Annotated in this window: 25 protein-coding genes and 1 riboswitch; of the genes, 17 read left to right on the plus strand and 8 right to left on the minus strand. The window is 42.3% G+C overall.

Features of this window, described 5'->3' with window-relative positions:
• Positions 1-411 precede the first annotated feature (411 nt).
• The 6 genes from A9Z07_RS04620 to A9Z07_RS04645 are packed head-to-tail and all read left to right on the plus strand — an operon-like array spanning position 412 to position 9911.
• Positions 412-2196, plus strand: a complete 1785-nt coding sequence (locus tag A9Z07_RS04620; protein WP_069577348.1) for an ABC transporter substrate-binding protein — start codon at positions 412-414, stop codon at positions 2194-2196.
• A gap of 14 nt (positions 2197-2210) precedes the next feature.
• Positions 2211-4028, plus strand: a complete 1818-nt coding sequence (locus A9Z07_RS04625; protein ID WP_069577255.1) for an ABC transporter substrate-binding protein — start codon at positions 2211-2213, stop codon at positions 4026-4028.
• Positions 4029-4054: 26 nt separating this feature from the next.
• Complete coding sequence (locus A9Z07_RS04630; protein ID WP_069577260.1) at positions 4055-6067, plus strand: M3 family metallopeptidase; 2013 nt, start codon at positions 4055-4057, stop codon at positions 6065-6067.
• Positions 6068-6079: 12 nt separating this feature from the next.
• Complete coding sequence (locus A9Z07_RS04635; protein ID WP_004770877.1) at positions 6080-7018, plus strand: ABC transporter permease; 939 nt, start codon at positions 6080-6082, stop codon at positions 7016-7018.
• Positions 7019-7029: 11 nt separating this feature from the next.
• Entirely contained in the window at positions 7030-8169 is a 1140-nt protein-coding gene (locus tag A9Z07_RS04640; protein ID WP_047431074.1) for an ABC transporter permease, read from the plus strand.
• A gap of 14 nt (positions 8170-8183) precedes the next feature.
• Positions 8184-9911, plus strand: coding sequence for an ABC transporter ATP-binding protein (locus A9Z07_RS04645; RefSeq protein ID WP_069577263.1), 1728 nt, complete (start codon positions 8184-8186; stop codon positions 9909-9911).
• A gap of 57 nt (positions 9912-9968) precedes the next feature.
• On the opposite strand, the gene rluB is transcribed toward A9Z07_RS04645, so the two are convergent.
• From rluB to A9Z07_RS04660, 3 genes are read right to left on the minus strand one after another with little or no spacing between them, the layout of a single operon-like run.
• Positions 9969-10913, minus strand: a complete 945-nt coding sequence (gene rluB, locus A9Z07_RS04650) for a 23S rRNA pseudouridine(2605) synthase RluB (RefSeq protein WP_004770880.1) — start codon at positions 10911-10913, stop codon at positions 9969-9971.
• Positions 10914-10954: 41 nt separating this feature from the next.
• Positions 10955-11554 carry an SMC-Scp complex subunit ScpB gene (scpB, locus tag A9Z07_RS04655; protein WP_004770881.1) on the minus strand — a complete coding sequence of 200 codons (600 nt, stop codon included), beginning with the start codon at positions 11552-11554 and terminating at the stop codon, positions 10955-10957.
• Entirely contained in the window at positions 11551-12345 is a 795-nt protein-coding gene (locus tag A9Z07_RS04660) for a segregation and condensation protein A (protein WP_069577266.1), read from the minus strand. Before A9Z07_RS04660 ends, scpB begins: the two co-directional genes overlap by 4 nt.
• A 247-nt stretch (positions 12346-12592) precedes the next feature.
• On the opposite strand from A9Z07_RS04660, the gene A9Z07_RS04665 reads away from it, so the two are divergent.
• The gene (locus A9Z07_RS04665; RefSeq protein ID WP_069577270.1) at positions 12593-13309 is read left to right on the plus strand and encodes a GNAT family N-acetyltransferase; all 717 of its coding nucleotides are present in this window, start codon (positions 12593-12595) and stop codon (positions 13307-13309) included.
• 46 nt (positions 13310-13355) lie between these two features.
• Positions 13356-13811, plus strand: a complete 456-nt coding sequence (locus tag A9Z07_RS18020) for a hypothetical protein (RefSeq protein ID WP_227516929.1) — start codon at positions 13356-13358, stop codon at positions 13809-13811.
• A 29-nt stretch (positions 13812-13840) separates the two neighbouring features.
• Here A9Z07_RS18020 and A9Z07_RS04675 read toward each other — a convergent pair whose 3' ends face one another.
• A complete protein-coding gene (locus A9Z07_RS04675; RefSeq protein ID WP_004770885.1) occupies positions 13841-14458 on the minus strand; it encodes an L-threonylcarbamoyladenylate synthase in 618 nt (205 codons plus the stop codon).
• Positions 14459-14545: 87 nt separating this feature from the next.
• Positions 14546-15208, minus strand: a complete 663-nt coding sequence (locus A9Z07_RS04680; protein WP_047431080.1) for an elongation factor P hydroxylase — start codon at positions 15206-15208, stop codon at positions 14546-14548.
• 96 nt (positions 15209-15304) lie between these two features.
• Between A9Z07_RS04680 and A9Z07_RS04685 the strand changes: the two genes are divergently transcribed.
• From A9Z07_RS04685 to lysM, 6 genes are all read left to right on the plus strand, one after another.
• Positions 15305-15865 (plus strand): YceD family protein, encoded by a 561-nt coding sequence (locus A9Z07_RS04685; protein ID WP_004770887.1) that lies wholly within the window; start codon positions 15305-15307, stop codon positions 15863-15865.
• 75 nt (positions 15866-15940) lie between these two features.
• Complete coding sequence (gene rpmF / locus A9Z07_RS04690) at positions 15941-16126, plus strand: 50S ribosomal protein L32 (RefSeq protein ID WP_004638135.1); 186 nt, start codon at positions 15941-15943, stop codon at positions 16124-16126.
• Between the two features lie 197 nt (positions 16127-16323).
• Positions 16324-17310 (plus strand): ACP S-malonyltransferase, encoded by a 987-nt coding sequence (gene fabD, locus A9Z07_RS04695; protein WP_004770889.1) that lies wholly within the window; start codon positions 16324-16326, stop codon positions 17308-17310.
• Positions 17307-18041 (plus strand): 3-oxoacyl-ACP reductase FabG, encoded by a 735-nt coding sequence (gene fabG, locus A9Z07_RS04700; protein ID WP_069577275.1) that lies wholly within the window; start codon positions 17307-17309, stop codon positions 18039-18041. The genes fabD and fabG overlap by 4 nt, the downstream gene beginning before the upstream one ends.
• 86 nt (positions 18042-18127) lie before the next feature.
• A complete protein-coding gene (gene acpP / locus A9Z07_RS04705; RefSeq protein ID WP_004655272.1) occupies positions 18128-18364 on the plus strand; it encodes an acyl carrier protein in 237 nt (78 codons plus the stop codon).
• Between the two features lie 207 nt (positions 18365-18571).
• On the plus strand, positions 18572-19045 hold the full coding sequence (lysM, locus tag A9Z07_RS04710) for a peptidoglycan-binding protein LysM (protein WP_004770891.1): 474 nt from the start codon (positions 18572-18574) through the stop codon (positions 19043-19045).
• Between the two features lie 78 nt (positions 19046-19123).
• Here the strand turns inward: lysM and A9Z07_RS04715 are convergent, their stop codons facing one another.
• A complete protein-coding gene (locus tag A9Z07_RS04715) occupies positions 19124-19891 on the minus strand; it encodes a hydroxymethylpyrimidine/phosphomethylpyrimidine kinase (protein ID WP_069577279.1) in 768 nt (255 codons plus the stop codon).
• A 93-nt stretch (positions 19892-19984) separates the two neighbouring features.
• Between A9Z07_RS04715 and A9Z07_RS04720 the strand changes: the two genes are divergently transcribed.
• Complete coding sequence (locus tag A9Z07_RS04720; RefSeq protein ID WP_005256326.1) at positions 19985-20659, plus strand: HAD-IA family hydrolase; 675 nt, start codon at positions 19985-19987, stop codon at positions 20657-20659.
• Positions 20660-20712: 53 nt separating this feature from the next.
• Here the strand turns inward: A9Z07_RS04720 and ribB are convergent, their stop codons facing one another.
• Complete coding sequence (gene ribB, locus A9Z07_RS04725) at positions 20713-21372, minus strand: 3,4-dihydroxy-2-butanone-4-phosphate synthase (RefSeq protein ID WP_069577282.1); 660 nt, start codon at positions 21370-21372, stop codon at positions 20713-20715.
• Positions 21373-21468: 96 nt separating this feature from the next.
• Positions 21469-21626: riboswitch (FMN riboswitch) on the minus strand.
• Positions 21627-21812: 186 nt separating this feature from the next.
• Between ribB and A9Z07_RS04730 the strand changes: the two genes are divergently transcribed.
• Complete coding sequence (locus A9Z07_RS04730; protein ID WP_069577287.1) at positions 21813-22028, plus strand: hypothetical protein; 216 nt, start codon at positions 21813-21815, stop codon at positions 22026-22028.
• Between the two features lie 12 nt (positions 22029-22040).
• Positions 22041-23225 (plus strand): hypothetical protein, encoded by a 1185-nt coding sequence (locus tag A9Z07_RS04735; protein ID WP_069577293.1) that lies wholly within the window; start codon positions 22041-22043, stop codon positions 23223-23225.
• 8 nt (positions 23226-23233) lie between these two features.
• Here A9Z07_RS04735 and A9Z07_RS04740 read toward each other — a convergent pair whose 3' ends face one another.
• Positions 23234-25024 carry a patatin-like phospholipase family protein gene (locus tag A9Z07_RS04740; RefSeq protein ID WP_069577297.1) on the minus strand — a complete coding sequence of 597 codons (1791 nt, stop codon included), beginning with the start codon at positions 25022-25024 and terminating at the stop codon, positions 23234-23236.
• Positions 25025-25183 lie beyond the last annotated feature (159 nt).

A 25183-nucleotide genomic window follows, 5' to 3' on the forward strand; every position in this document is an offset into this window, starting at 1 on the left:
CATAAAGTTTTATTTTTGCTTTTTTGTAGTGCAAATACTTTCCTATTTCAATAAAACATGTATTTTATTATTCTGATTTCATTGAAATAGGAAATAATATAAAAAAATATGATTTGGCATAAAGTTACTTTTATTTAAGATGCCTGAAAACCAGATTTGCTTTAAATAAGTATTGGTTAAAAAATAATCATGATTTTTTTATTTGAAAAGTGGCATGAAATTAGCAAGGTAATTTTCAGCTATGAAGCGTTTTTTCTTATGGTTTAATTTTTCCAAATGGTAAATTTTTATTAAGTAAATGATTTTTTGATGAAAAATTTGGATTTGAATCGTGGTAAGAGAAACGGTAGTGGTGTTGAATGCTATGCAAAAGTCTAGTATTTATTAAAAAACGATGATGTGAGTATCGATTTGAAGTCTATTTTTTTTACGGTCACTGTTTTATCCAGCGTGATTGCATTCATGCCAAATGTTTATGCAAAAACACCTGCTCAAGCGGATAAAGTCCTTCGGGTTGCTTTTGAAGCACCAGATGATGGTTTTGACATGGTTAAAACTTTCAATTTTTATAGTGGGAATGTGGCGGATGTAATTTTTGAAAGGCTTGTGCAATATGATTATCTGGCAAATCCAGTTAAACTGATCCCTGCAACAGCGAAAAAAATGCCGACTATTGAAAAAAATGGGCAAGTCTATATCTTTAAAATAAAATCAGGGATTTATTTTACGGATGATCCTGCATTTAAAGGCAAGCGCAGGGAGCTGGTAGCCGAAGATTATGTTTATTCCATTAAACGTATTTTAGATCCTAAAAATCATGCCTCATCATTTTCTTTTATTGATAATAAAATTGTGGGTGCCAATGCACTGGTCGAACAAGCCAAGAAAACTGGAAAGTTTAATTACGATGCCAAGATAGAAGGTCTTAAAGCATTAGATAAATATACGATTCAATTCACATTAACTCAACCTGATTATAACTTTCCTTATATTCTTGCTTATAGTTCATTTGGTGCAGTTGCACGTGAAGTTGTTGAATATTATAAAGATCGTCTTGCGATGCACCCTGTAGGTACGGGGCCTTATATGCTAAGTAAATATGTACCTCGCAGTAAAATTGAGTTGGTGGCCAATCCTGATTATCGAGGCTTTGTCTGGAATTTCAAATCCTCGGGTACGGAATGGGACAATCAACTGGTCAGGGAAATGAGCGGCAAGCAAATGCCGCAAATTGGCAAGGTCAATATCAGCATTATCGAAGAAGAACAGTCTCGCTGGTTAGCACTTCAATCCAAGCAACTTGATTTTGATAAAGTCACAGAAAATGCCATCCCCAAAGTTCTGGATCAAAATAACCAGTTAAAACCGGCGATGCAGAAACAGGGCATTCGTCTCTATGCCAATAAAGAGGCTGAGATTACCTATTCTATGTTGAATATGCGTGATCCAGTGGTGGGCGGAAACAGTCTGGATAAAGTGGCATTAAGACGCGCCATCGCGCTGTCTTTTAATGTGAATGAATATATTCGCATACTACGCAAGGGACAGGCAGTGAAAGCAGAAATGCTGGTGCCAGAAGGCGTGAGTGGGCACAATCCAAATTACCGCAGTAGCATTGCTTACAATCCTGTATTAGCCAATAAACTGCTGGATCATTTCGGTTATAAAAAAGGCGCAGATGGCTATCGTAACCTGCCAAATGGAAAGCCGCTGACGTTAAAAATCAATACGGAAACTGGTTCGGCAAAAGTGATGTATTCGGAACTCTGGAAAAAAAGTCTGGATGCAATTGGAATACGTTCTGATTTTAAAGTCAGTAATTTCGCAGATAATTTAAAAGCTTCATCACAGTGTAAATACATGATGTGGAGCGGTGCATGGCATGCTGACTACCCAGAAGGGGAAAACTTCACTCAATTACTCTATGGCCCAAATGTTGGACGTGGCAATCAGTCCTGCTATCAATCTGTCGCTTATGACAATTTATATAAGCAGGCGATGCAGCAACCACCTGAAAAACGCATGCCATTCTATGAAAAAATGAGTCGTCAAATTGAAGCAGACAATATCTGGATCTTGCAGGATACCCGTATTCGCAACTGGTTGATTCAGCCAGAAGTGCAGGGATTCAAGGCTCATCCTATTATGAATAGCAATTGGCAATATCTAGATATTGCTGAACCAAATCAAAAATAAGTGATGTATACCTGATGAAGCAAAATTTTAAACTTTCTATATCACGTATGGGGTTGGCACTGTTAGTGGGGACAACATTTGCGAGTGCAGTCAGTACAGCAATCGCTAAGAGCCCAGCAGATCCTAAAAAAGTATTACGTTATGCCTTTCCTGTTGCGGAAACAGGTTTTGATCCTGTAGCTGTACAAGACCTTTATTCTGCTCATATTTTATATTCAGTCTTTGAAACGCTCTATACCTATGATTATTTAGCATCCCCAGCAAAACTGGTTCCCAATACTGCGGTTGCTTTACCTGAGGTGAGTGCAGATGGTCTGACCTATACCATCCGATTGAAGAAAGGGATTTATTTTGCTTCTGATCCTGTGTTTAAAGGCAAGCGTAGAGAGTTGACGGCGGCAGACTATGCCTATTCCTATAAGCGGTTACTTGACCCGAATTTACGTTCGCCGAATAGTTGGTTATTCGAAGATAAAATTGACGGGATGGATGCCTTAATTCAACAGGCCAGTAAAACGGGAAAATTTAATTATGATCAGTCGATCAGTGGCATCCAGACACCTGATCGTTATACCTTGGTGATTCGCTTAAAAGAGCCGAATCATAATTTCCCTATGCTACTTGCCCATCAACCGACAGGTGCAGTGGCACGTGAAGTGATTGAGCACTATCGGGATAAAACAACAGGCTATGCCATGGCGCATCCAGTCGGAACAGGCCCTTATGTACTGGCACATTGGACACCTGGTTCACGGATTATTCTAAAGGCGAATCCTGATTATCGTGGTTTTACCTGGAATTTTAAAGCAAACAGTCCAGATGAGCAGAAAATCGTCCAGCAGATGCAAGGCAAAAAAATGCCACAGATCGGTGTGATTGATATTCGAGTGATTGAAGAATCACAATCTGGATGGTTAGCATTTCAAAAAGATGGGCTGGATTTATTTACGCTGGATGGTGAATTACCGGCACAAGCGATACAACAAGATGGAAGTCTAAAACCCGAGTTAGCCAAAAAGGGCGTTCAATTGTCGCGGATCCCAGATCCGTCGATTGATTATTTATACTGGAATATCCAGAATCCTGTTGTCGGTGGTTTTGGTAAAGATAAAATTGCATTACGCCGTGCCATGTCTATGGCGATTTCCAAAGAAAAATTTATCAGCATTTTAGCCAAGGGCAATGCCAAAAAACTGGAGTCTCCGATCCCTTATGGGGTTGCGGGGCATGACCCTGATTATAAAAGCAGTGTGCCTTATTCTGTGAAGGCAGCCAATCTGTTACTGGATCGTTATAACTATAAAGTCGGTGCAGATGGATGGCGAAGATTTCCTGATGGCAAGCCGCTGGTGATTGAGTTTATGCCTTCTACCAGCAGTGCCCGTAGTATGCAAATGGCTGAGCTACTCAAGAAGGATTTGGGCAATATCAAAATTAATATGGTGTCCAAGCCAGTGCCTTTTGCTGAGGGTTTAAAGGCTGAAAAACAATGTAAGACCATGTTCAAAGCCTCAGCGTGGATTGCCGACTATCCTGATGCCGATAATTTTATGCAGTTGTTCTATGGCAAAAATATTCATGCAACCAATCATACCTGCTTTAAATTACCAGAATATGACCGTTTATATGAGCAAACACTCAAACTGGATGATGGGCCGGAACGCGATATGCTGTATCGCAAAATGTCACGTCTTTTAGAGTTTTACTCACCCGTACAATTCATGTCGACCCGTTACCGGACTGTGGTCGCACAGCCTCGTGTGCTGGGCTATAAAAAGCATCCTATCTTGCCAGCAGAGTGGATGTACATTGATATTCAAGACAAGAAATAACGAACAAATCAAATTGGAGAGAAAAAATGGCGAAAAAAATATTGCAATTGTCGAGTCTGGCTTTGTTATCCATGACAACTGTAGGGATGAGCCAGAGTATCTGGGCTGAAAGAAGCACCTTACCTATTTTAAAAACAGCAGCTAGCGCTCAATGGTGTGATGCGAACTTAGAAAAATTACAACAACGTATTGCTCAACTCGAAACACAATCTGTGAAGCCTCAATCTGCGGCTGGGCCAGTATTGGCTGAGTGGGATCAACTGATGGCAACGTTTGAAGATTTTGCAGGTCCGATCAGCTTATATAGCAATGTTGATCCAGATGCGAAATTGCGTAAAGCTGCCGAAGACTGTGAAGTTAAATTGAACCAGCTACAAACAGAAATCTATCAGAATCCAAAGCTGTATCAACGAATTAAAAATACTACGGCAGCAGATGAAATTGATCGCAAATATCGTCAGGACATTCTCGATGCTTTTGAAGATACCGGTGTGCAATTAGCGCCTGAAAAGAGAACTCGGGTTAAAAATATTTTTGATGAATTGACGAAACTTTCGCAAGAATTCTCTCGCAATATTCGTGATAATCCTGAAAAACTCGAGTTTACTCCAGCGGAACTGAAGGGCTTGCCAGACAGTTATATTGCGGGTTTAAAGAAAAATGACAAAGGCAATTATTTATTAGGATTTGAGTATCCTGAGTACCAACCTTTCATGGAACTGGCAGACAGTGATGATGCACGCAAGCGTTATCAAACTGCCTTTACCCGTCGTGGCACAGAAAAGAACCTCGTCTTACTCAAGCAGATTATTGATTTACGTTATGAACTGGCACAGTTATTTGGTCAGCCAAGTTATGCCGATTTGGCATTAAAAAAACGTATGGCGAAAACGCCAAAAGCAGTGAATAACTTTCTCGCTGATGTGCATAAAGTTGTGGCACCTTTAGAGCAAAAAGAAGTTGAAGAACTACGAATTTTTAAAGCCAAAACCTTAAATACGCCGATTGAAAAAACAGAAATTAATCGCTGGAATGTGAATTACTGGAGCGAAAAGTTACGTAAACAGAAATACCAGATTGATCAGGAAAAGCTTCGTGATTATTTCCCGACGCTTGCGGCTCAGAAGTGGTTATTTGCAATTTCTTCTGACTTATACGGCATCGAATTCAAGCCTGCCAAAGTCGATACATGGCAAGATGAAGTTGAATATTATGATGTAACAGATAAGAAAACAGGTGAAGTGCTGGGCGGCCTGTATATGGATAAATTTCCGCGTGAAGGCAAATATGGCCATGCGGCTGTATGGGGCGTATATGGCGGCAGTACCTTAAGCAAGCGTAAACCGATTTCGGTGCTGGTCACTAATTTTAACCGCAAAGGGCTAAATAGCGATGAGTTAGAAACCTTTGTCCATGAGTTTGGTCATGCGCTGCACGGTATTTTATCGAAAACCCGCTATTCAGGTCAGTCAGGTACTTCAGTAGAGCGAGATTTTGTTGAAGCACCTTCACAAATGTATGAAGAATGGGCTCGCCGTAAAGAAACATTATCTAAAGTTGCTGACTATTGTGATCCCGCTTGTCCACGAGTCGATGATGCACTGATCGCACGTCTGAAATCGGTACACAATTATGGACGTGGTATACGTTATGCACGTCAAACCCTGTATGCACAATACGACATGGCTTTACATGGCGTAGATGCCTTAAAAGTACAGCCGATGGATGTCTGGAAAAAAATGGAATCGGCAACGGCATTGGGCTATGTGCCAAGCTCAGAATTTCCAGGCCAGTTTGGGCATTTAATGGGGTATCAGGCGGGCTACTATGGCTATATGTGGTCAGAAGTTCTGGCGCTGGATATGTTGTCGGCATTTGGAGATAACCTGAATAATCCTGCAGTCGGTCAACGTTATCGCCAAGCCATTCTTTCACAAGGCAGCCAGAAGAGCGCTGCACAACTGGTCAAGGACTTCTTGGGCAGAGAACCAGATAACAAAGCCTTCTTTAGTGAAATTACAGGTCAACGGGTCAAATAAGGATTTGCCATTATGCTTGCTTATGTCGTGCGTAGACTATGGCAAATGATCCCGACCATGTTGGGTGTTATTTTGCTGATTTTCTTTTTATTTAACTGGGTGGGGGGCGATCCTGCATATATTCTGGCAGGGAAGATGTCTAACCCAGAGCAAATTGAAAACATCCGTAAACAGTTAGGCGTAGATCAACCTTACTACGTGCAGTTGTGGATTTTTATTAAACAGATTCTGACCTTTGATTATGGTGTGAGTTGGAGTACCGGGGAGTCGGTCTCACAGATTATTCTGACCCGTTTAGGGCCATCGCTGACGTTATTGATCCCGCTGACCATTTTACAGACTGTGATTTCAATCATCTTGGCTTTAGCGGTTGCTTCGGTACGTGGCTCACTGACAGATCGTATGGTTATGATGCTATGCACCATTGGAATGTCGATCAGTATTCTGGTTTATATCATTGTTTTTCAATATGTATTGGCGTACCAACTGAGCTGGTTTCCCGTTCAGGGCTGGAGCGATAATTTCAGTGAAAACCTAACCCAGTACGCATTATTGCCGATTCTCATTATGCTGGTGGTGAGTATTGCGCCGACTTTACGTCTATATCGCAGTTTTGTGCTGGATGAAATTAATCAGGATTATGTGCGTACTGCCCGTGCCAAAGGTGTAGGCGAGTCGCGCGTACTGGGTGTACATGTGCTCCGTAACGCATCCATTCCAATTGTGACTGAAGTCATGGCTAGCTTGCCTGCCTTATTAATTGGCGCATTCTTGATTGAGCGTTTTTTCGGGATTCCGGGTATCGGGCGAGAAATTATTATTGCAGTAGAGCGTAGTGATTTTCCTGTGATCAAAGCGATTACCGTTTATATCGCCGCAATGACCATGATTTTTAACCTGATCGCCGATCTGATTTATAAGCTCCTCGATCCTCGTGTTCAGTTGAAGTAGAGGGGATGACAATGCTCAGTACAATTTTTAAAAGCAAAGCATCTTCTGATGAATCAACTGCTGCGACAGGATTATGGCAACTGGCATTAAAGCGACTGAAATCAGATCGTATTGCGGTGGTTTCATTTATTGTAGTGCTGTTTTATTTCATCCTGCTGGCTTTGTCCATGACAGGTGTGATTGCATCAAACTGGAATAAAGAAGTTGCGGTCAGTTATGCGCCACCGACTTTTTTGGGGGCAGATGCGGATTCTTCCCATGTGAAAGAAGCGGCGAAGAGCACAGAAAGCTTGCCTGAAAATCCGGTTGATCCTTTGAAAGATGTGATTCAGCAATTGAATGCCGAGATCCAGAGTGAGCAGCAAAGTGGTTACATCGATGATTATGGTATGGTCGACCCGTTAGCTGAGGATATGAAGCAAATCAATCAGCAACTGGGTGGAAATTTGTTAGAACAAAAACAGGAATTAAAAAGTACCTTGCCTTTTGGTGCCGATAAATGGGGGCAAGATATCTTGCTAAAAACCATTAAAGGGGCTGAAACGTCGATTCTAGTTGGCTTGTTGTCGGCAGTATTGGCTGTGGTGATTGGTACTTTTCTGGGGGCGATTGCAGGTTATTTCGGTGGTTGGGTCGATGATGTCCTGAACTGGTTTTACAACATCTTCACCTCGATTCCTTATTTGTTACTGGTGCTAGCGATTGCGGCTGTACTCCAGCAAAAAGGCATTTTGTCGATTGTCCTCATTCTTGGTTTGACTGGCTGGACGGGGGTATTCCGTTTGATCCGTGCCGAATACATGAAGCACAAATCGCGCGAATATGTGCTTGCAGCGAAAGCCATTGGCGTCAGTCATTTACGCCGTATGTTTGTGCATATTTTTCCCAATGTGAGTCATATTGCCTTGGTGCAGATTTCAATTCTAGTGGTGTCTTTTATCAAATCGGAAGTGATTCTGAGCTTCCTTGGTTTTGGTGTGCCAGTCGGTGTGGTGTCTTGGGGCAGTATGCTGAATGAAGCGCAAAGTGAACTGATTTTGGGGAAATGGTGGCAACTGGCAGCTGCTTCCATTGCAATGGCTGTGTTGGTCACCGCATTCTCGATGTTCACCGATGCATTGCGTGATGCTTTAGATCCTAAACTGAAATAGCGGAGAGCGAAAATATGCAATATCAGAATGAACTACCGCTATTACAGGTTGAAAATCTTCAAGTCAGCTTTAAAGGTGAAAATAAACAGTGGATTGAAACCGTAAAAGGAATTTCATTTTCGATTCCTAAAAATAAAACGGTGGCTTTGGTCGGTGAATCTGGCAGCGGTAAATCCGTGACTTCACTGGCGGTGATGGGCTTATTACCAAAAGGTCAGAGCCAAATTGCAGCACAAAGCAAAATCAAATTTGAAGGCAAGGATTTACTGCATTTATCGGCAGGTGAAATTCGGAAGATTTGTGGTAAAGAGATTGCCATGATTTTTCAGGAACCGATGTCATCGTTGAACCCTGTATTTACCGTGGGCGATCAGATTGCCGAAGTGCTGCGTATTCATCTGGATATGGGGCGTAAGGAAGCGAGAGTGCGGGTACTGGAATTGCTCCGAGAAGTCGGCATTCCTGCACCTGAAACCAAAATAGATGCTTATCCGAGCCAGCTTTCTGGCGGGCAGCAGCAACGGGTCATGATTGCGATGGCGATTGCCTGTGAACCAAAATTGCTGATTGCCGATGAGCCAACCACGGCCTTAGATGTCACCATTCAAAAACAGATCATTGATTTGCTGGAATCGTTACGACAACGTCACCAGATGTCGATGTTGTTTATTACCCATGATTTAGCACTGGTCGGGGAAATTGCCGATGAAGTGATTGTTATGCGTCACGGGGAAATTCGTGAATGTGGCCCTGTCGAGCAAGTGCTGGAACGGCCACAGGATGTCTATACCAAAGCCTTGCTACATTGTCGTCCGCAGCTTGCTTCAAGACCTTACCGTTTACCTGTGACCAGTGATTTTATGAAGCAGGAAAATGGACAATGGGTGGAAGTGAGCCAGTTATCGGATTTGAATCTCAAGCAACGTTCTCGTGGTCTGAAGGGTGATGAACAGATTATTTTAGAGGTTAAAGATCTTAAGAAATCCTTTTATAGCCGTAAAGGTTTATGGGGGAGAGATGAGTTTCAGGCTGTGAAAGGCGTGTCTTTCCAATTGGCAAAAGGCAAAACGCTGGGACTGGTGGGAGAGTCGGGTTCAGGAAAAACCACCATCGGTTTACTGCTGATGCGTTTGCATGAAGCAACGGGTGGGCAGGCCTTGATTGGTGGTAAGGATATCCTGGCCATGAGTGAGAAAGAGTTTTGTCAGTACCAGCGCAAGATTCAGATCATTTTCCAGAATCCTTATGCGTCTCTCAATCCACGCTTTACTATTGGACAGATTTTGTTAGAACCAATGCGAATTCATGGCATTGGGCAAAATGATGCGGAACGTAAGAAAATAGCGTTGGAATTGTTGGAACGTGTTAGCTTGCCTGTGCAAGCCTATGATCGTTATCCGCATGAGTTTTCTGGCGGACAACGACAACGCATCGCAATTGCACGTTGCTTAACCCTAAAGCCTGAAATCCTGATTTGTGATGAATCAGTCTCTGCGCTGGATGTATCCGTGCAGGCACAGGTACTGAATTTATTGCAAGATTTGCAGGATGAATTTGGGTTGAGCTATATCTTCATTTCACATGATTTATCGGTGGTGAAATATATTTCAGATCAGGTGATGGTGATGAATCATGGCGAACTGGTTGAAATTGCCAATTCTGATGAACTGTATTTGCATCCACAACATGAATATACCAAGAAGTTGCTGAATGCCATTCCACAAGGGATCGTCCATCATTAAACTAAAGTCATAAAAAAACGCTCTGATCAGAGCGTTTTTTTATTTCAGACCAAAGGATTAAAACTTTTTAAAGCCTTTGTTGAAACCAATGGTTTTACGACCATTGTTATTGTTGCTATTACCGCCAGAACGTTGCTGTGACTGATCTTGTTCATCATCACGGCGTTGTTGACGTAAATAACCACCACGACGTGCAGCCAATGGTTTCTCAGCCATTTTTTCAGTACGACGTTTTGCCATACCGAATAGGCCAGTACCTTGACGTGGTTTTAACTCAACTGATTTCGCAAGGTTGTCGATGTCGGTTTTATCCAGTTCCATCCAGCGACCAGTACGTAATTCACGCGGTAAAATCACGGTACCGTAACGGGTACGTAATAAACGGCTTACTTTGAGGCTTTGTGATTCAAAGATACGACGTACTTCGCGATTACGACCTTCTTTAACCACAACTTGATACCAACGGTTGATCCCGTCACCACCAATTTCAGAGAATGATTCAAATTTCGCAGGACCATCTTCAAGCTCAACACCCTTCAACATGTTGTTGCGAATTTGTGGTGTAACTTCACCCATCACGCGAACGGCATATTCACGTTCTACTTCGTTTGATGGGTGCATTAAACGGTTTGCAAGTTCACCATCGTTTGTGAATAACAATAAACCAGTACTGTTAATATCCAGACGACCGACCATGACCCAACGGTCATTGGCAATTTGAGGCAAATGATCAAATACAGTTGGACGTTTTTCAGGATCATTGCGCGAGCAAATTTCACCTTCTGGCTTATAGTAAATTAAAACGCGACGACGAATTTCGTCTTCAATTTGGAATTGTACTTTACGACCATCGATACGAAGTTCATCAGTGGGTTCGATACGCTCACCAACTTGAGCAATACGACCATTGATGCTGACACGACCAGCAGCAATGACTTCTTCCATATAGCGACGCGAGCCTAACCCGACTCTCGCTAAAACCTTTTGTAATTTTTCACTCATGACAGCACAACCTTAGACATAATGATCAACAGTTCACCTTCTCAAGACTTCGGCGCATGTGCATCGAGAGCCATGAATGCTTCCTTGGCGTTCTGCAGGGGAGGCAATTGACCTAGCGACGCTAAGCCAAAAGCATTTAAAAACTGGGGCGTTGTAATCAACAACGCAGGTCTTCCGGGTAAATCTCTGAAACCGGCTTCTTTAATCCAGTTCCAGTCAAAAAGTGTTCTTAAAATCTGGCTATTATTAGATACACCACGAATCTGCTCAATATCGGCACGTGTTACAGGTTGATGATAAGCAATCACTGCGACAGTTTCGAGTAAAGAGGGGGATAATTTGGTTGGGCGTTCTGGCCAGACCTGCGCAATGATATTGCGATATTTCGCACGTACCTGAAAACGAAAGCCTTGTGCCGTTTCAATTAATTCAATTGAACGACCATGCTGTAACATTGCCAATTGCTGCACAAATGTACGTAATTGCTGCTTATTATATTGGTTTTGAAACGCTTCTTTTAGACGGGCAATTGAGACTGGTGAGTCACTGGCGAATAGAATAGCTTCAATTTGCAATAAAACATCATGATGAATGTCTTCAAGTGACATGCTTTCACTTTGTTCTAACTGATCTAAACTCATGCGGCAACTCCTTGAATGGTCAACGGAGCTTCAATTCCTGTATGAATAATCTGGATTTTTTGCTGACGTGTAAGTTCAAGTACTGCCATAAACGTAACCACCATCCCCATACGACCTTGCTTGGGATTTAATAATTCAATAAAACTCAAGGCTTCACCTAACGCGAGCTGACTTTCAATAAAGGCGATACGTTCTTCTAGCAATACTGGTTCCTGCGCGACCACATGCGTGATCGGTTCAGGACGATTAAACACACAAAATAAGGCATCATGTAAGGCAGCTACATCATAGCCTTCATAAATCGGCGCAATATGTCCAATACTAACATTGGCACTAAAAGTATCACGCTCGAAGATTGGCATTTGCCCCAATCGTTCAGCGGCCTGTTTAATGCGTAAATACGTTTCCAAACGGTCAATCAATTCTTGTTTTGGATCTTTTTCAAATTGATCAACAGCAGCTGGTTTTGGTAATAACAAGCGTGATTTTAGATCAGCCAAAAGCGCGGCCATCACCATATAATCAGCCGTCAGTTCGATATTCAGGGACTTCATACTGTCCATATAAGACAGATATTGGGTCGCAATCGGTGAAATATCGACTTGTAATAAATCAAAGCCATTTTTTTGAATCAGGTAAATCAGAAAATCCAAAGGACCTTCAAATTGTTCCAGTAAAATTTCAAACGCGGCAGGCGGGATATACAAATCTTCAGGTATGACTTCTTGCCACTCGTCAAGCACGCGAATGGAAGGAGTGGACTCCAAAGGAGAGGGGAGAATTTGGTTCATTACCGTTATAAGCCACGCGAATTTTCAAAAGCATGAAAAGATATAATTTTTGTGCAAGAAAGGGCACATGCTACCAAGAGCACGCCTATTCTAATCGAAATCCCCAATTTAATAAATTGCTGACTTACAAAAACCTTAAACTTCTCAGGGTATTTTCTATATTTATACGTGATCATCTAGGTCATGTAATAAAGTTATGCTTAAATGAGCAGCGAAAATCATGATTTCTGCTTAATTATAAATCGCTATGAAACAATATTTAAAAACACAACAGAACTCGTTTGGACAAAGTGTTGGCCTTGATGTTGATCACCAGCCATGCTCACTTATTCAGCAAGATCTCGTGGGCCAATACGTTAAACTGATTCGTATTACAGGTGAAATTTCCGATCAGACCGCAAATGATATCTGGCATGCGGTAGAGACCGAGCCTGATGCATCATGCTGGACCTATTTACCTTATTTTGCGCCCCAGAGCAGAGATCAATTAAAACAAACTTTAGAACAACGATTTGGCTTTCAGGGCGTTACACATTTTCTGATTGAAGTGAATGGTGAAGTTCAAGGCTGGATTGCACTCTTACAACCACGACTGGAACACGGTGCGATTGAAATTGGCAATGTCTATTACTCGCATAAGATGAAAAAATCAAAAGCGTCGACTGAAACGATATTTCTACTTTTACAACAATGTTTCAAGCGGGGCTATAGACGGGTAGAGTGGAAATGTGATGACTGTAATGCACCCTCTAAAGCGGCTGCGTTGCGCTTTGGTTTTCAATATGAAGGATTATTCCGCCATGATCGGGTCAGCAAAGGTCGTAACCGCAATACAGCATGGTTTTCAATCATTGATGAAGAATGGCCTGCACTAGAACAGAGTTATCTCCAGTGGTTAAATCCTGAGAATTTCGACGCGCAGGGATTTCAGAAACAGCGGTTATCAGATTTTTTTGAATTCTGAATTTGATCATTGGTTTTAATGAGAAATATTGCGGTATACCACTTCAATGAAAAGAAAAATAATTATCGGCCTGACGCTGACCTTGGTTATTGTTCTGATTGGTAATTTTATTATCTGGAATAACCCGTCAGTGCAGAAAGAGCTGCTAAGACAATATTTAGGTCGAATGATCGTCAGTAAGATCAATCACCATACAAACCCCACTGCGTCTAAATGGGGAATGGAGATTCGCGCAGTCAATCATTACCCGAAGATTATGGTAAAGATGAAACTCAGAAGTGATAAGGATAGTCAAAGTGTGAGTGCAGAACAGCTTAAACAACAAAGTTGTGCTTTTCTGAAAAACTTTCAAACACTGAAGCAAAGTGGCAGAAGCAAAATCTATGGTCTTTTAATTGAAGATCGATTCTCATTTCAAATCGACGTTTTTAACGAATCAGGCCAGAAAATACAAAGTGCAAGTCAAATTCTGGCTGAATGTCCAAATTTTCCTTATGCCTAAGCTTGTAATAGTGAAATAGATGTCAGTACTTATTCAAAAGCACTGACATCACCAACACCGCGACGCACGATTTCAGGATTTTCTCCTGATAAATCTACAATACTGGTGGTTGATAAAGTCCCAAAACCACTGTCAATAAACACATCAATCCGTTTACCGAGCTGATTTTCAATATCGTATGGATCATCTAGGGGATCTTTTTGATCGGGCAAAATTAAAGTACTGGTTAGCAACGGTTCACCGAGTTCTTTTAATAACGCTTGCGCAACAGGATTACTTGGAATACGCAGGCCAATGGTTTTTTTCTTGGGATGCATTAAACGTTTTGGTACTTCGCTGGTCGCGGGCAAAATAAACGTCGTGACTGCAGGTGTATTATTTTTTAATAAACGATACATGGCATTATCGACTTTGGCATAAGTGGCAATGTCAGAGAGGTCACAGCACATAATTGCATATTGATGCTTTGGCCCCAGACCACGAATTTGCGCAATACGTTCCATCGCATTTTTATTTCCGATCTGACAGCCAATTGCATAGGCTGCGTCTGTCGGATAAATCACCACATCCCCAGCACGAATACGTTCCACTGCTTGTGTGATTAAGCGTGCCTGTGGATTTTCGGGATGAATATGTAAATGCAACATCTTTGAACTCCCTGATCTATATGGCTAAATTTAGTATGAAGCGGGTTGCGGTCAAGTTGCAAGCATTAGATGTGACAATTTTGTCCTTTAATCAAGGTCTTCACGTTTAAATTCATCGAGTTGTAACGGTCGGCCATGACGGGTACACAGACAGATGTAATGAATGAAATGCGCAGCGTCGCGTGGTAACTTGGCTTCACCTGAAAAATAATCTTGTAGCTGGGCAAAAACATGATCTTTGAATCGCTGGCCATTACCGCCATCGCCCGTCAAGTTATCTAAAGAGACACGGAATTTCCGACCAAAAGCTTTTGCAAACAGCCATTCAATTGCTTGTGGCTTGATTTCAACCTGTTCAAAAAGCGCCTGCTGCTCAGCAGTCCGCCCATCTGGGGCATACCAATAACCGAGATCTGGCAATAGGCGGCGCTGCGCGCCAGAGATGCTCCAGTGACTAATTTCATGTAGCGCACTATTAAAGAAACCATGGGCAAATTGGATTCTTGCAGGCTGTCCATTTTCCGCCGGGAAATATTCTGGTTCAAAATCACCTTTAACTAGTGTGACATTATGGTGGGAAAACCAGTGATTAAAGTGTAAAATAAGCCAATCGACCTGTTCTGGTTCTGATGTTAACTTTTGCCAAGATGAGCGTTGCACTTGATCTGGCGTTAATGCAGGAGCAGAGGTTGAATGGGTGCTTACAAGTAATGAAGTTGTTACTTCAAGTTGCGGCTGCAACAGGTGCATTGCTTAATTTACCCCGAGTTCTGTCTAAAGAAGTGCAAAATTGTATCTTAATCTTTGACAGAGTACCGATGAATTTGTAGAATTGCCGCCTTAATTATGTCAGCAAATACCTTTCCGGCACAGATTGAGCCGTTTAAATGGGCTGAACAGGGCTTTACATGGTCAGGCACACTGCCATTGTCTCGCTTTGCTCGTATCGCTCGTGAAGCTGTTGGATCAATTAATGATCGATTGATCAACATAGACTGTAAGCTATCAATGGATGCATATCATCGCATTGTATGGCTAGATGGACGTATTGAAACGAAAGTTCCAATGGAATGCCAGCGTTGTCTGGATACTGTTGAAACTGAACTTGTTTCAGATTTTCATTTAGCTTTGATCGATGATGAGTCACTGATAGAGCGCTTGGATGAGGATGCTGATTTCATCGTTTTAGGTGAAAGCGAGTCTTCGAAAAAAGGTGATTTTGATACACCTGCTTCGATTGATTTGCTCGCACTACTAGAAGATGAACTGTTATTGTTGATGCCTTTATCTCCCAAGCATGATGTTTGTGAGCATAAACATCGACCTGCCATTCAGGACGTTGTCGAAGAGAAACGGGATAACCCGTTTGATGTTTTGGCAAGTTTGAAGGGTAAACTTAACTCATAATTTGTGATATAATGTTGAGTTAAGACAACTGAATTTGTTTCTGATCCATTTTTTCGATCTTTGTAAGGAGCCATCATGGCCGTTCAGCAAAACCGTAAAAGTCGCTCTCGCCGTGACATGCGCCGTTCACATGACGCTTTAACCGAGAATGCATTATCTGTAGACCAAACTACTGGTGAAACTCATCGTCGTCACCACGTGACTAAAGACGGTATTTACCGTGGTCGTCAATTATTCGCTAAAGCAGCTGATGCTGAATAATTGAACCATATGCATTAAGCGTTAGCTTAAAGTATAGAAAAAATGGGAGCGAAAGCTCCCTTTTTTGTTGTTTTTCGCAATTAAAAAACGATTTAATCAATGGTAAATTGCCGCATCGGAAAAGAGTCTGTTGTCATTCTCATGTAGAATCATGAGTGTTGATGAAATTGGCGATAGACCATTTTAAGGATTTTTATATGTCGACTAAGCGACTTGAGCAGGCTGCTCAAGCAACAAAAACAGCATTTGTTTTTCCTGGTCAGGGTTCACAAAAAGCAGGTATGTTGGCTGAACTAGCAGAGCAATTTAGTGTCGTTCAAGATACATTTGCAGAAGCATCAGCAGCAATCGGTTTTGATCTTTGGCATATTGCCCAGAGCGGTGAAGGTTTAGACCAGACTGAAAATACCCAACCTGTGTTATTAACTGCAAGCATTGCCTTATGGCGTGTGTGGTTAGAACTGGGTGGAATTGTGCCAAAGTACCTTGCTGGGCACTCTTTAGGGGAATACAGTGCGCTTGTTGCGGCAGAGGCCATGACTTTAGCTGATGCGGTTAAACTGGTTCATTTACGCGGTAAATTAATGCAGAGCGCTGTTCCTCAAGGTGAAGGCGCAATGGCAGCAATTCTTGGCTTGGCAGATGACAAAGTGGTTGAACTTTGTGAAAAGGTTTCTGCTGCGGGCCAAGGTTCTGTTGAAGCTGCAAATTACAATGCACAAGGTCAAGTTGTTATCGCTGGTAGCGCTGCATTGGTTCAGCAGGTGATGGCTGAAGCAAAAGAGCAGTCTGGTAAAGCGATTGCATTGCCAGTTTCAGTACCTTCACATTGCACATTGATGAAGCCAGCAGCAGAAAAGTTTGCTGAAGCTTTGGAACAAACTGCCATTGAGCTACCATGCCTTCCTGTAATACAAAATGTCAACGCGGAAATCGCGACAGATGTTGCTCAGTTACGTCAGGCATTAACAGCTCAATTGTACCAGTCGGTTCAATGGACACGTACCATGCAATATCTGCAAGATCAGGGTATCCAGTACATGGTTGAATGTGGACCAGGTACGGTATTGAGTAATCTTGCAAAGCGATTACCGAACATAGAAAAAGCATTTGCCATTGATAGCAAAGCACGTATGGAAGATGCCCTAAACGCAGTGTTAGTGGCAGAAGGAAAAATTGCATGACACAACAACGAAAAGTTGCGTTAGTGACAGGAGCAAGCCGTGGTATTGGCGCTGCAATTGCACAGCAACTCATTCAAGACGGTTTTTTTGTGGTTGGTACCGCAACTTCTGAATCAGGCGCGCAAAAGCTGACAGAAAGCTTTGCTGAACATGGCGCAGGTGCTGTACTTGACGTGCGTGATGGCGCTGCGATTGATGCACTGGTTTCAGATATCGAACAAAAATATGGTTCGGTACTGGTATTGGTTAACAATGCAGGCATTACCAAAGATAACTTGCTGCTTCGTATGTCTGAAGATGACTGGGATGATATTCTCAATATTCATCTGAAAGCCGTATACCGCTTATCTAAGCGTGTATTGAAAGGCATGACCAAAGCACGTTTTGGCCGCATTATTAATATTAGTTCAGTGGTTGCACATTTTTCGAACCCTGGACAAGCGAACTACTCGGCAGCAAAAGCAGGGATTGAAGCATTCAGTCGTAGCTTGGCTAAAGAAATGGGTAGCCGTCAGATTACAGTGAACAGTGTTGCACCTGGTTTCATTGCCACTGAAATGACTGATCAGTTAAGCGAAGAGATTCGTAAAAAAATGACTGATCAAGTAGCTTTAAATCGTTTAGGTGAACCTCAAGATATTGCTAATGCAGTGAGTTTCCTTGCCAGCGATAAGGCTAGTTACATTACTGGTACAGTTTTACACGTAAATGGTGGTCTATACATGGCCTAACTGGCGATGTATAAACTTTTAAAAATTTTTATATTCAATTAAACTAGTGGCAAATTAAAACGCCACAAGCAATGAGGAGAATTCCTGTGAGCGATATCGAACAACGCATTAAACAAGCTGTAGCTGAACAATTAGGTATGCGTGCTGAAGAGATTAAAAACGAAGCATCTTTCATGGATGACTTAGGTGCTGACTCTTTAGATTTGGTTGAACTTGTAATGTCTTTCGAAAACGATTTTGACATCACGATTCCAGATGAAGATTCAAATGAAATCACAACTGTTCAATCTGCAATCGATTACGTAACTAAGAAACTTGGTTAATCATCTTGCATGATAAAAAAGCCACCGTCAGGTGGCTTTTTTTATATGTCCTGAAATGAAAAGAGAATAAATATCTCTTGGTTTTAGTGGATATACATATATTTACAAGACCGCCTTAAATTGAAACTTGAGTCACTTTTTTTTTCGGTATAACTAAAGTAAGTCTATTTTGACGATTTGAGATTAATAATTACAGAGGTAATAACAATGGGTCTTTTTGATTTTGTTAAAGGTATCGGTAAGAAAAATACAGCACCAGCAGAGCCACAAGCTGCGCCAGCAACACCAGCTGAACCATCAGCTCAAGAGATTGCAAATAAATTATTAGGTTTGATTAAAAGTTTAGGTCTTGGGGTTGAAGGCTTATCTGTAACGTATAACGGCACGACGGATACTGCAACGATTAAAGGGCAGGTAAAAAGTCAGGCAGATAAAGAAAAGATCGTATTGGCAGTGGGTAATATTGATCATGTAGCGCAAGTGGATGATCAGATGACTGTAGAAGCGCCTGAGCCAGAAAGTAAATTCTATACGGTGAAATCAGGTGACAACCTGTCTAAGATTTCAAAAGAATATTATGGCGATCCAAACCAGTACAACAAGATCTTTGAGGCGAATCGTCCATTACTTAAAAATGCAGATGATATTTTCCCAGGACAAGTTTTACGTATTCCACAATAATCTGTGAATATAAAAAAGGCGCTTGATGCGCCTTTTTTAATAAAAATTTTTTGAAAAAATTAACGATTTCTGGGGCGCTTAAAAGCGTTTTGGAATCTTTTGCCCATTGGGTACAGGTATTTCTGCCTGCTTAAGCACGCCAAATAACCATGTTTCTGCATGCTGAACGGCAATTTTTAATGAATCACCGAGTGCTAGACGACCTGCAATGAAGCTTGCGAGAGAACAACCTGAACCATGATATTGACCTTCCAGACGTGGACAACGGCTTTCGGCAATCATTTTACCTTCAGCATAGAGGACATTACGAATGTGATCTGGCGTGTCTTCATGACCGCCTTTGACTAAAATGGCTTTGGCACCCATTTCGAACAGCTTTTCTGTTGCTTGTTCAATATCTTCAATCCCAGTTAAAGCTCTCAGCTCAACCGTATTAGGCGTGATTACAGTTGCTAAAGGGATTAACTCGACAAAGGCTTTTACCAGTGTGGCCTGATCGCCGAGCGATCCGCCGCTATTGGCTACCAGCACAGGGTCAAGTACATATAAATAGTCGGGATGAGCGCGTAAAAATTCCGCCAGTGCAGCAATATTATCGGTTGTGCCCAACATGCCAGACTTTACACATTTAATTGGTAAATCACCGACCACGGCGTTGGCTTGTGCGAGCAGTAATTCTTTTGATGTGGCTTCAAAGCCAAATACTTGCTGCGAGTTTTGAATGGTTAAAGCAGTACATGCAATCGCTGCATGCGCACCACTTTGTCCAATTGCTTCAATATCTGCTTGTAAGCCAGCACCGCCAGATGGATCTAAACCTGAAAAACAAAGCACGGTCGGACGCACTGCAATTTCCTTTTAGTCTTCAATATACGGTAGTATAGGGAAGTTTCGAGAAACTCTCGACTATGTTGTGTAAGGCTGCAAGAGATTGAACGAATGACGATCAAAAATATTCTAATCGATTTAGATGGGACTTTAACTGACCCTAAAACAGGAATTCATGGTTCAATTCGTTTTGCTTTGCAAAAGTTAGGTCAGCCTTTGACTGATGATGTGGATCTGGACTGGACGATTGGTCCGCCCTTAAAAGCTTCTTTGGCAAAACTACTGAATACCCAAGATGATGAGCTGGCTGAGCAGGCATTACTGGCTTACCGTGAACGTTTTTCAGTAACAGGTCTATTCGAAAATGAAGTTTATCCGTCAGTCGCAGAAACATTGCAGCAATTACAGGCGGAAGGCTATAGACTATTTCTTGCAACGGCTAAGCCTGTAGTCTTTGCCAAACAAATTTTGGCTCATTTCAAGCTAGATCAGTATTTTACAGCAATCTATGGTAGCGAGCTGACAGGTGAGCGGACCAATAAAGCAGATTTGATAGCCTATATTCTTGAGCAAGAACATTTAGATGCCCAGCAATGTATCATGGTCGGTGATCGCCAATATGACATTATTGGTGCGCGTGTTAATGGAATTGAAACCATTGCCGTTAATTATGGTTATGGTCGGGCAGATGAGTTAGCTCAGGCACAGCCGTTAACGCAAATTTCTCAATTTAGCCAGTTAATTGCAACGGTGGCTGAACTGAATGCAGAGCGAAAAGTCTCTTAAAAACCATGCAATAAAAAAGCCTCGATCATTCGAGGCTTTTTTATCATATCTCATCAGACATTATGTTTTAAACGGTATTGAACCAGTTCTTCAATGCTAATCACGGTCAAGCCATGTGTTTGAGCATACGCTAACACTTGAATACCAGACGCCATAGAACCATCAGGATTGGTCAACTCGCACAAGACACCAGAAGGTTTTAAACCTGCCAGACGAGCCAGATCAATCGTACCTTCGGTATGACCACGACGGGTCAGAACACCACCTTCACGTGCGCGTAGCGGGAAAACATGGCCTGGGCGGCTCAGGTCGCTGGCAACAGCACCATCTTTAGTTGCAGCTAAAACTGTCGTCACACGATCTTTTGCAGATACACCTGTCGTTACGCCTTGAGCAGCTTCAATGGTCACGGTAAACGCAGTTTTAAACTGGCTTGAGTTATCAACTACCATTGGTGGAAGTTCTAAATGATCTGCCTGTGCCTCAGTCAAACATAGGCATACAATGCCTGAACCATCACGAATCATTTGTGCCATGGTTTCGACTGTTAAGGTCTCAGCAGCAATAATCAGGTCAGCTTCATTTTCACGATCAAAATCATCCATGACCAAAACAGGCTTGCCTTGGCGGATATCTTCTAAAGCTTGTTGAATACGTTGTTCAGCAGGAGAAAGGGCTGAAAAGAAAAGTTCGGGTTGGATTAAACTGGACATAATGAAACGCTCTCGTAAATAGGATACGGTTGAACATTTCAGGACTGATGTAAAAATAAGCGTGCACAAAAACAACCCAAAAGAGTGTTTCGGTGGTTTCGTCTTCTTTCATCCGGACTATACCGTCGGCTTTGGAATCTCACCAAATCTGCGAGTATATAAAAATATATACAGGCTCGTGGGCTGATCAGGTCATTTTATGGTCATGCCTGACTTACCACCGGTGGGGAATTTCACCCCGCCCTGAAGCGATGTCCTTCGATTATAGCCAGATTTTTAAGTGAAAAGGGAACTTTTTATAGAATGTATCGTTCTATAAAAATGAAGAAAATTGCTGAGACGTAGCGCAAATTTTTCTCATGATCTGTGAAACTGGCAATCCATTTGAATTGGGCATACACTGAAAAGATAAAACAACAATAATGCGGAGTAAGCGCTATATGGAAAAGGCTGATAAAACCGAATTAGAACAACTGGCACAACAATTACATCGACCTGTCATGAGTCTAAAAGCATTTTCACAATTGTCTCAACAGGATTTAGCTTGGCTCAATCAGCAATTACGCCAAACCATAGAAAATGAAGATCAGAAAATGAATCAACGGCTGTATCAAATCCCGTTTTTTTTACGGTGGTTATTTAAGCCCAAATCATGATGGAGCAATGTTATGACACGTCTCGCTGTGCAGGCTGAAATCATTAAACTTGCCCGAATCCTAAATGTACCAGAGCAACAATTGGCCTTTATGCAGGTTCTGGCCCCTGAAAATCTCAGGCAATTTCGTTTTGCGATATTGGAGTTATTGCAAAGCCAGCAAAAAAGCCGTTTTCGTCATTTAGCAACTTGGGTGAACTGGTTGCCCCGCTGGATCAGTATTTTCTGGGTAAAGCATTTTTTAGAGCCTTTTATTGTGGCGCAAATTGCAGTGTATCTCTCTACAGAAAGCTCTTACCGTATTGCCAAGCATTTACCTGCAAAAACAATTGCAGCAATTGCGGTGTATCTGGATCCACGCTTGGCGAGAGAGCTACTGAGTTACCTGACGACTCATCAGATTACTGATATTACCCAAGTTCTACTCGAACAACGGGATTTTGTCACCATAGGGCGTTTTGTCAGTATGTTATCTGACGCGGTATTACAGGATGTGGCGCAGATCGTAGAGAATGAAAGTGATTTATTGGAAATCGCTTTTTATATTGAATCCAGAGAACAGATTGATCATTTGGTGCATGTCTTACCCCGAGAGAGAATTGAAAAGGCTTTACTGATTATTGGTGATCCCGCACAGCGTTTGTTGTGGCCCAAAGTATTGGCCTTGATGAGCTACATCAGTTATGGACTCAAGCAGGAGCTAGGTGATTTAGCTGTTCAGCAAGGTGAGCCTGTGATCAATGCCATTATTCAGGCTACTCAGGAAGACCAGTTGTGGGAAGATATGTTGCCTGTGGTGGCATGTTTATCTGCACATGCACAAGATTTTGTTGCCAACCTGCCAGCCTTAAGACGTGTTGAAATTATCCAAAGCATTGTGGAAGCCGCTGATCGTTGTGATTTATGGGCGGATATGCTGGTGATTGTCAATTATATGCAAGATGAGGCAAGGGAAGCGGTCGCATTGGCAATTGCACAAATTGATGAGCAGGTACTGCATCATATTGCTTATGCGTCATTATTGCGTTCACAGTGGGAGGTGACTTTCGATATTATGCGTCGTATGCCGATCGATAAACAGCGGCAATGTCACCGTATTCTAGATGGCTATATGCAGCAATTAGATCCGGAAACGTATCACTATTTAGATACTTTACTAGATCGTTACCAGATTCAGTCATCTGTTGCTGGATCGTAATGCTTCAATCAAGAATAGGGAAGGGTTTCTCGAATCGGGACTAACATTTCTAGCGCATGGTCATAACCACGTTCAACCAGTTCATCAAGTTTATGCCAGTCAAACATGCCAATGCCAGCAATGGGCATACGCACATGCAAATTTGCCCGCTCAATCGCTGCGGTTTGAATCATGGTATCGCTGGCTAAAGTTGCCGTGCGCATTAAGATTTCTGCCAGTTTGGGGGCATGTAGTAGCTTATCTTTAATAATTTTATTCCAGTTGAGTAGCGCACTTTGATCGGGTTCTTCCAGACCAATACCCGGCACTCGAATATCATCATGTAAGCTGACATTACTGGCAATGATGGTACCTCTTTCCAGATTTTGCATCACATCGGTGGGAAGGTTGTTGATCACACCTCCATCACAGAGCAGGTTTTCATGCCAAGCCACAGGTGGCGCAACGCCGGGTACACTCATACTGGTTCCGACCCAAGTCGCAAGTTCACCTTGATCATGAATCACTGCTTGACCTGTGGTGAGGTTGGTGGAAATGCAGTAATAGGTTTGTCGGAGTTCCTCAATTCGCCGATGTCCAAAAATGGCATGCAAGCGACTATGGAAACGTTGGCCCCGAATCAATGAGACGCGTGGCATGGTGTAATCATTGAGATAATTACGTGCCACAAACGTTTCATAAGCAATATGGGTCATTTCAACACTATCAAATCCACAAGCCACAAGGGCAGCAACAAAGGCGCCCATGCTGGTACCACCAACAATATCAATCGGAATGTGTAATTGTTCCAGTGCACGAATCAGACCGATATGGGCAAAACCCCGTGCGCCACCACCACCCAGCACTAAACCGACGCCTTGACTGGAAATCTGACGGGCAACCGCACAGATATCAGCCTGAGCCCAAGGATGAATAAAATAATGGGCGCGGGCATGATAGAGCTGTTTCCAGATCAGGGTATGTGGGGAAGGATCACCTTCAGAACGGAGTAGTACTAACTCGATAGGGCTTTGCCAGTCATGTTGATTTAACACCTCAACTAATTTGGTATGGGTTGGGGTTTGATTGGCTTCTGCCAGAATTAAAATACGATCTGCCTGATGTAAACAGCGTTTAGACCATTCATCTTCATTGCTGTCAGCGGCATATAGTACATAGCAATGTTTTTCTTCCAGACTGGCTAACCATTGGCGAAGCTGAAGATCATCCGCGCCATAGTCGAGCGGGGTTTGACTAAATCCTGCTCCAAATAAGGCATCGACATGCGCGGCTGTGACTAGACGGACTTGTGGCCAACGTTGTAGATGTTCTGTTAGCTTTTCTGCAAGGTGAGTGGCTGGAATTTGTGAAGAAACAGGGATGACGGAAAGGGTACGACTATGTCCCATGGCATGAGTGAGTTGCTGATCAGGTTGGGATCGATGAATAATCAAGCGAGACAAGGCAAATAATACTTTCGGGTGCTGATTAATAAACTCAATGAATTGCTGTTGTGGAATGCCGACCAGTGCAGTATCACGCACTGCATTGGTTGTACCATGATGAGGCTGGTTAGAAATAACACCTGTTTCACCCACGATTTCATTCCGCCCATAATAGTTCAGTAAACCCGCAGGTGTGGTGAATTTTATACGTCCATAAGCAATCACATAAACATGATCAGCCAGATCATTGACACAGTAAAGCTGCTGTCCAGTTTGTAAATAACAAATATGACAATGCGTTGTTAAGGAGGCTAAGGCACTGTGATCGAGTTCATTAAACAGTGCTGTTTTGTTCAGGATGTTAAGAATATCCATATTATTCAAATTATCGTTATTGTCTATTTATTGAATAAGGCCTAGCACGGTTTTACAAGTGGGGTTGCGTAAAACATGAGCTGATTTTTAGGTGTTTTTGTATGTAGGGAGGCAAGATTTGTTGAGCCAATAAAAAAGCCATGGCAAGGCATGGCTTTT

Origin of the sequence: Acinetobacter sp. YK3, from assembly GCF_001729365.1 — a bacterium.
Classification (GTDB): Bacteria; Pseudomonadota; Gammaproteobacteria; order Pseudomonadales; family Moraxellaceae; genus Acinetobacter; species Acinetobacter vivianii.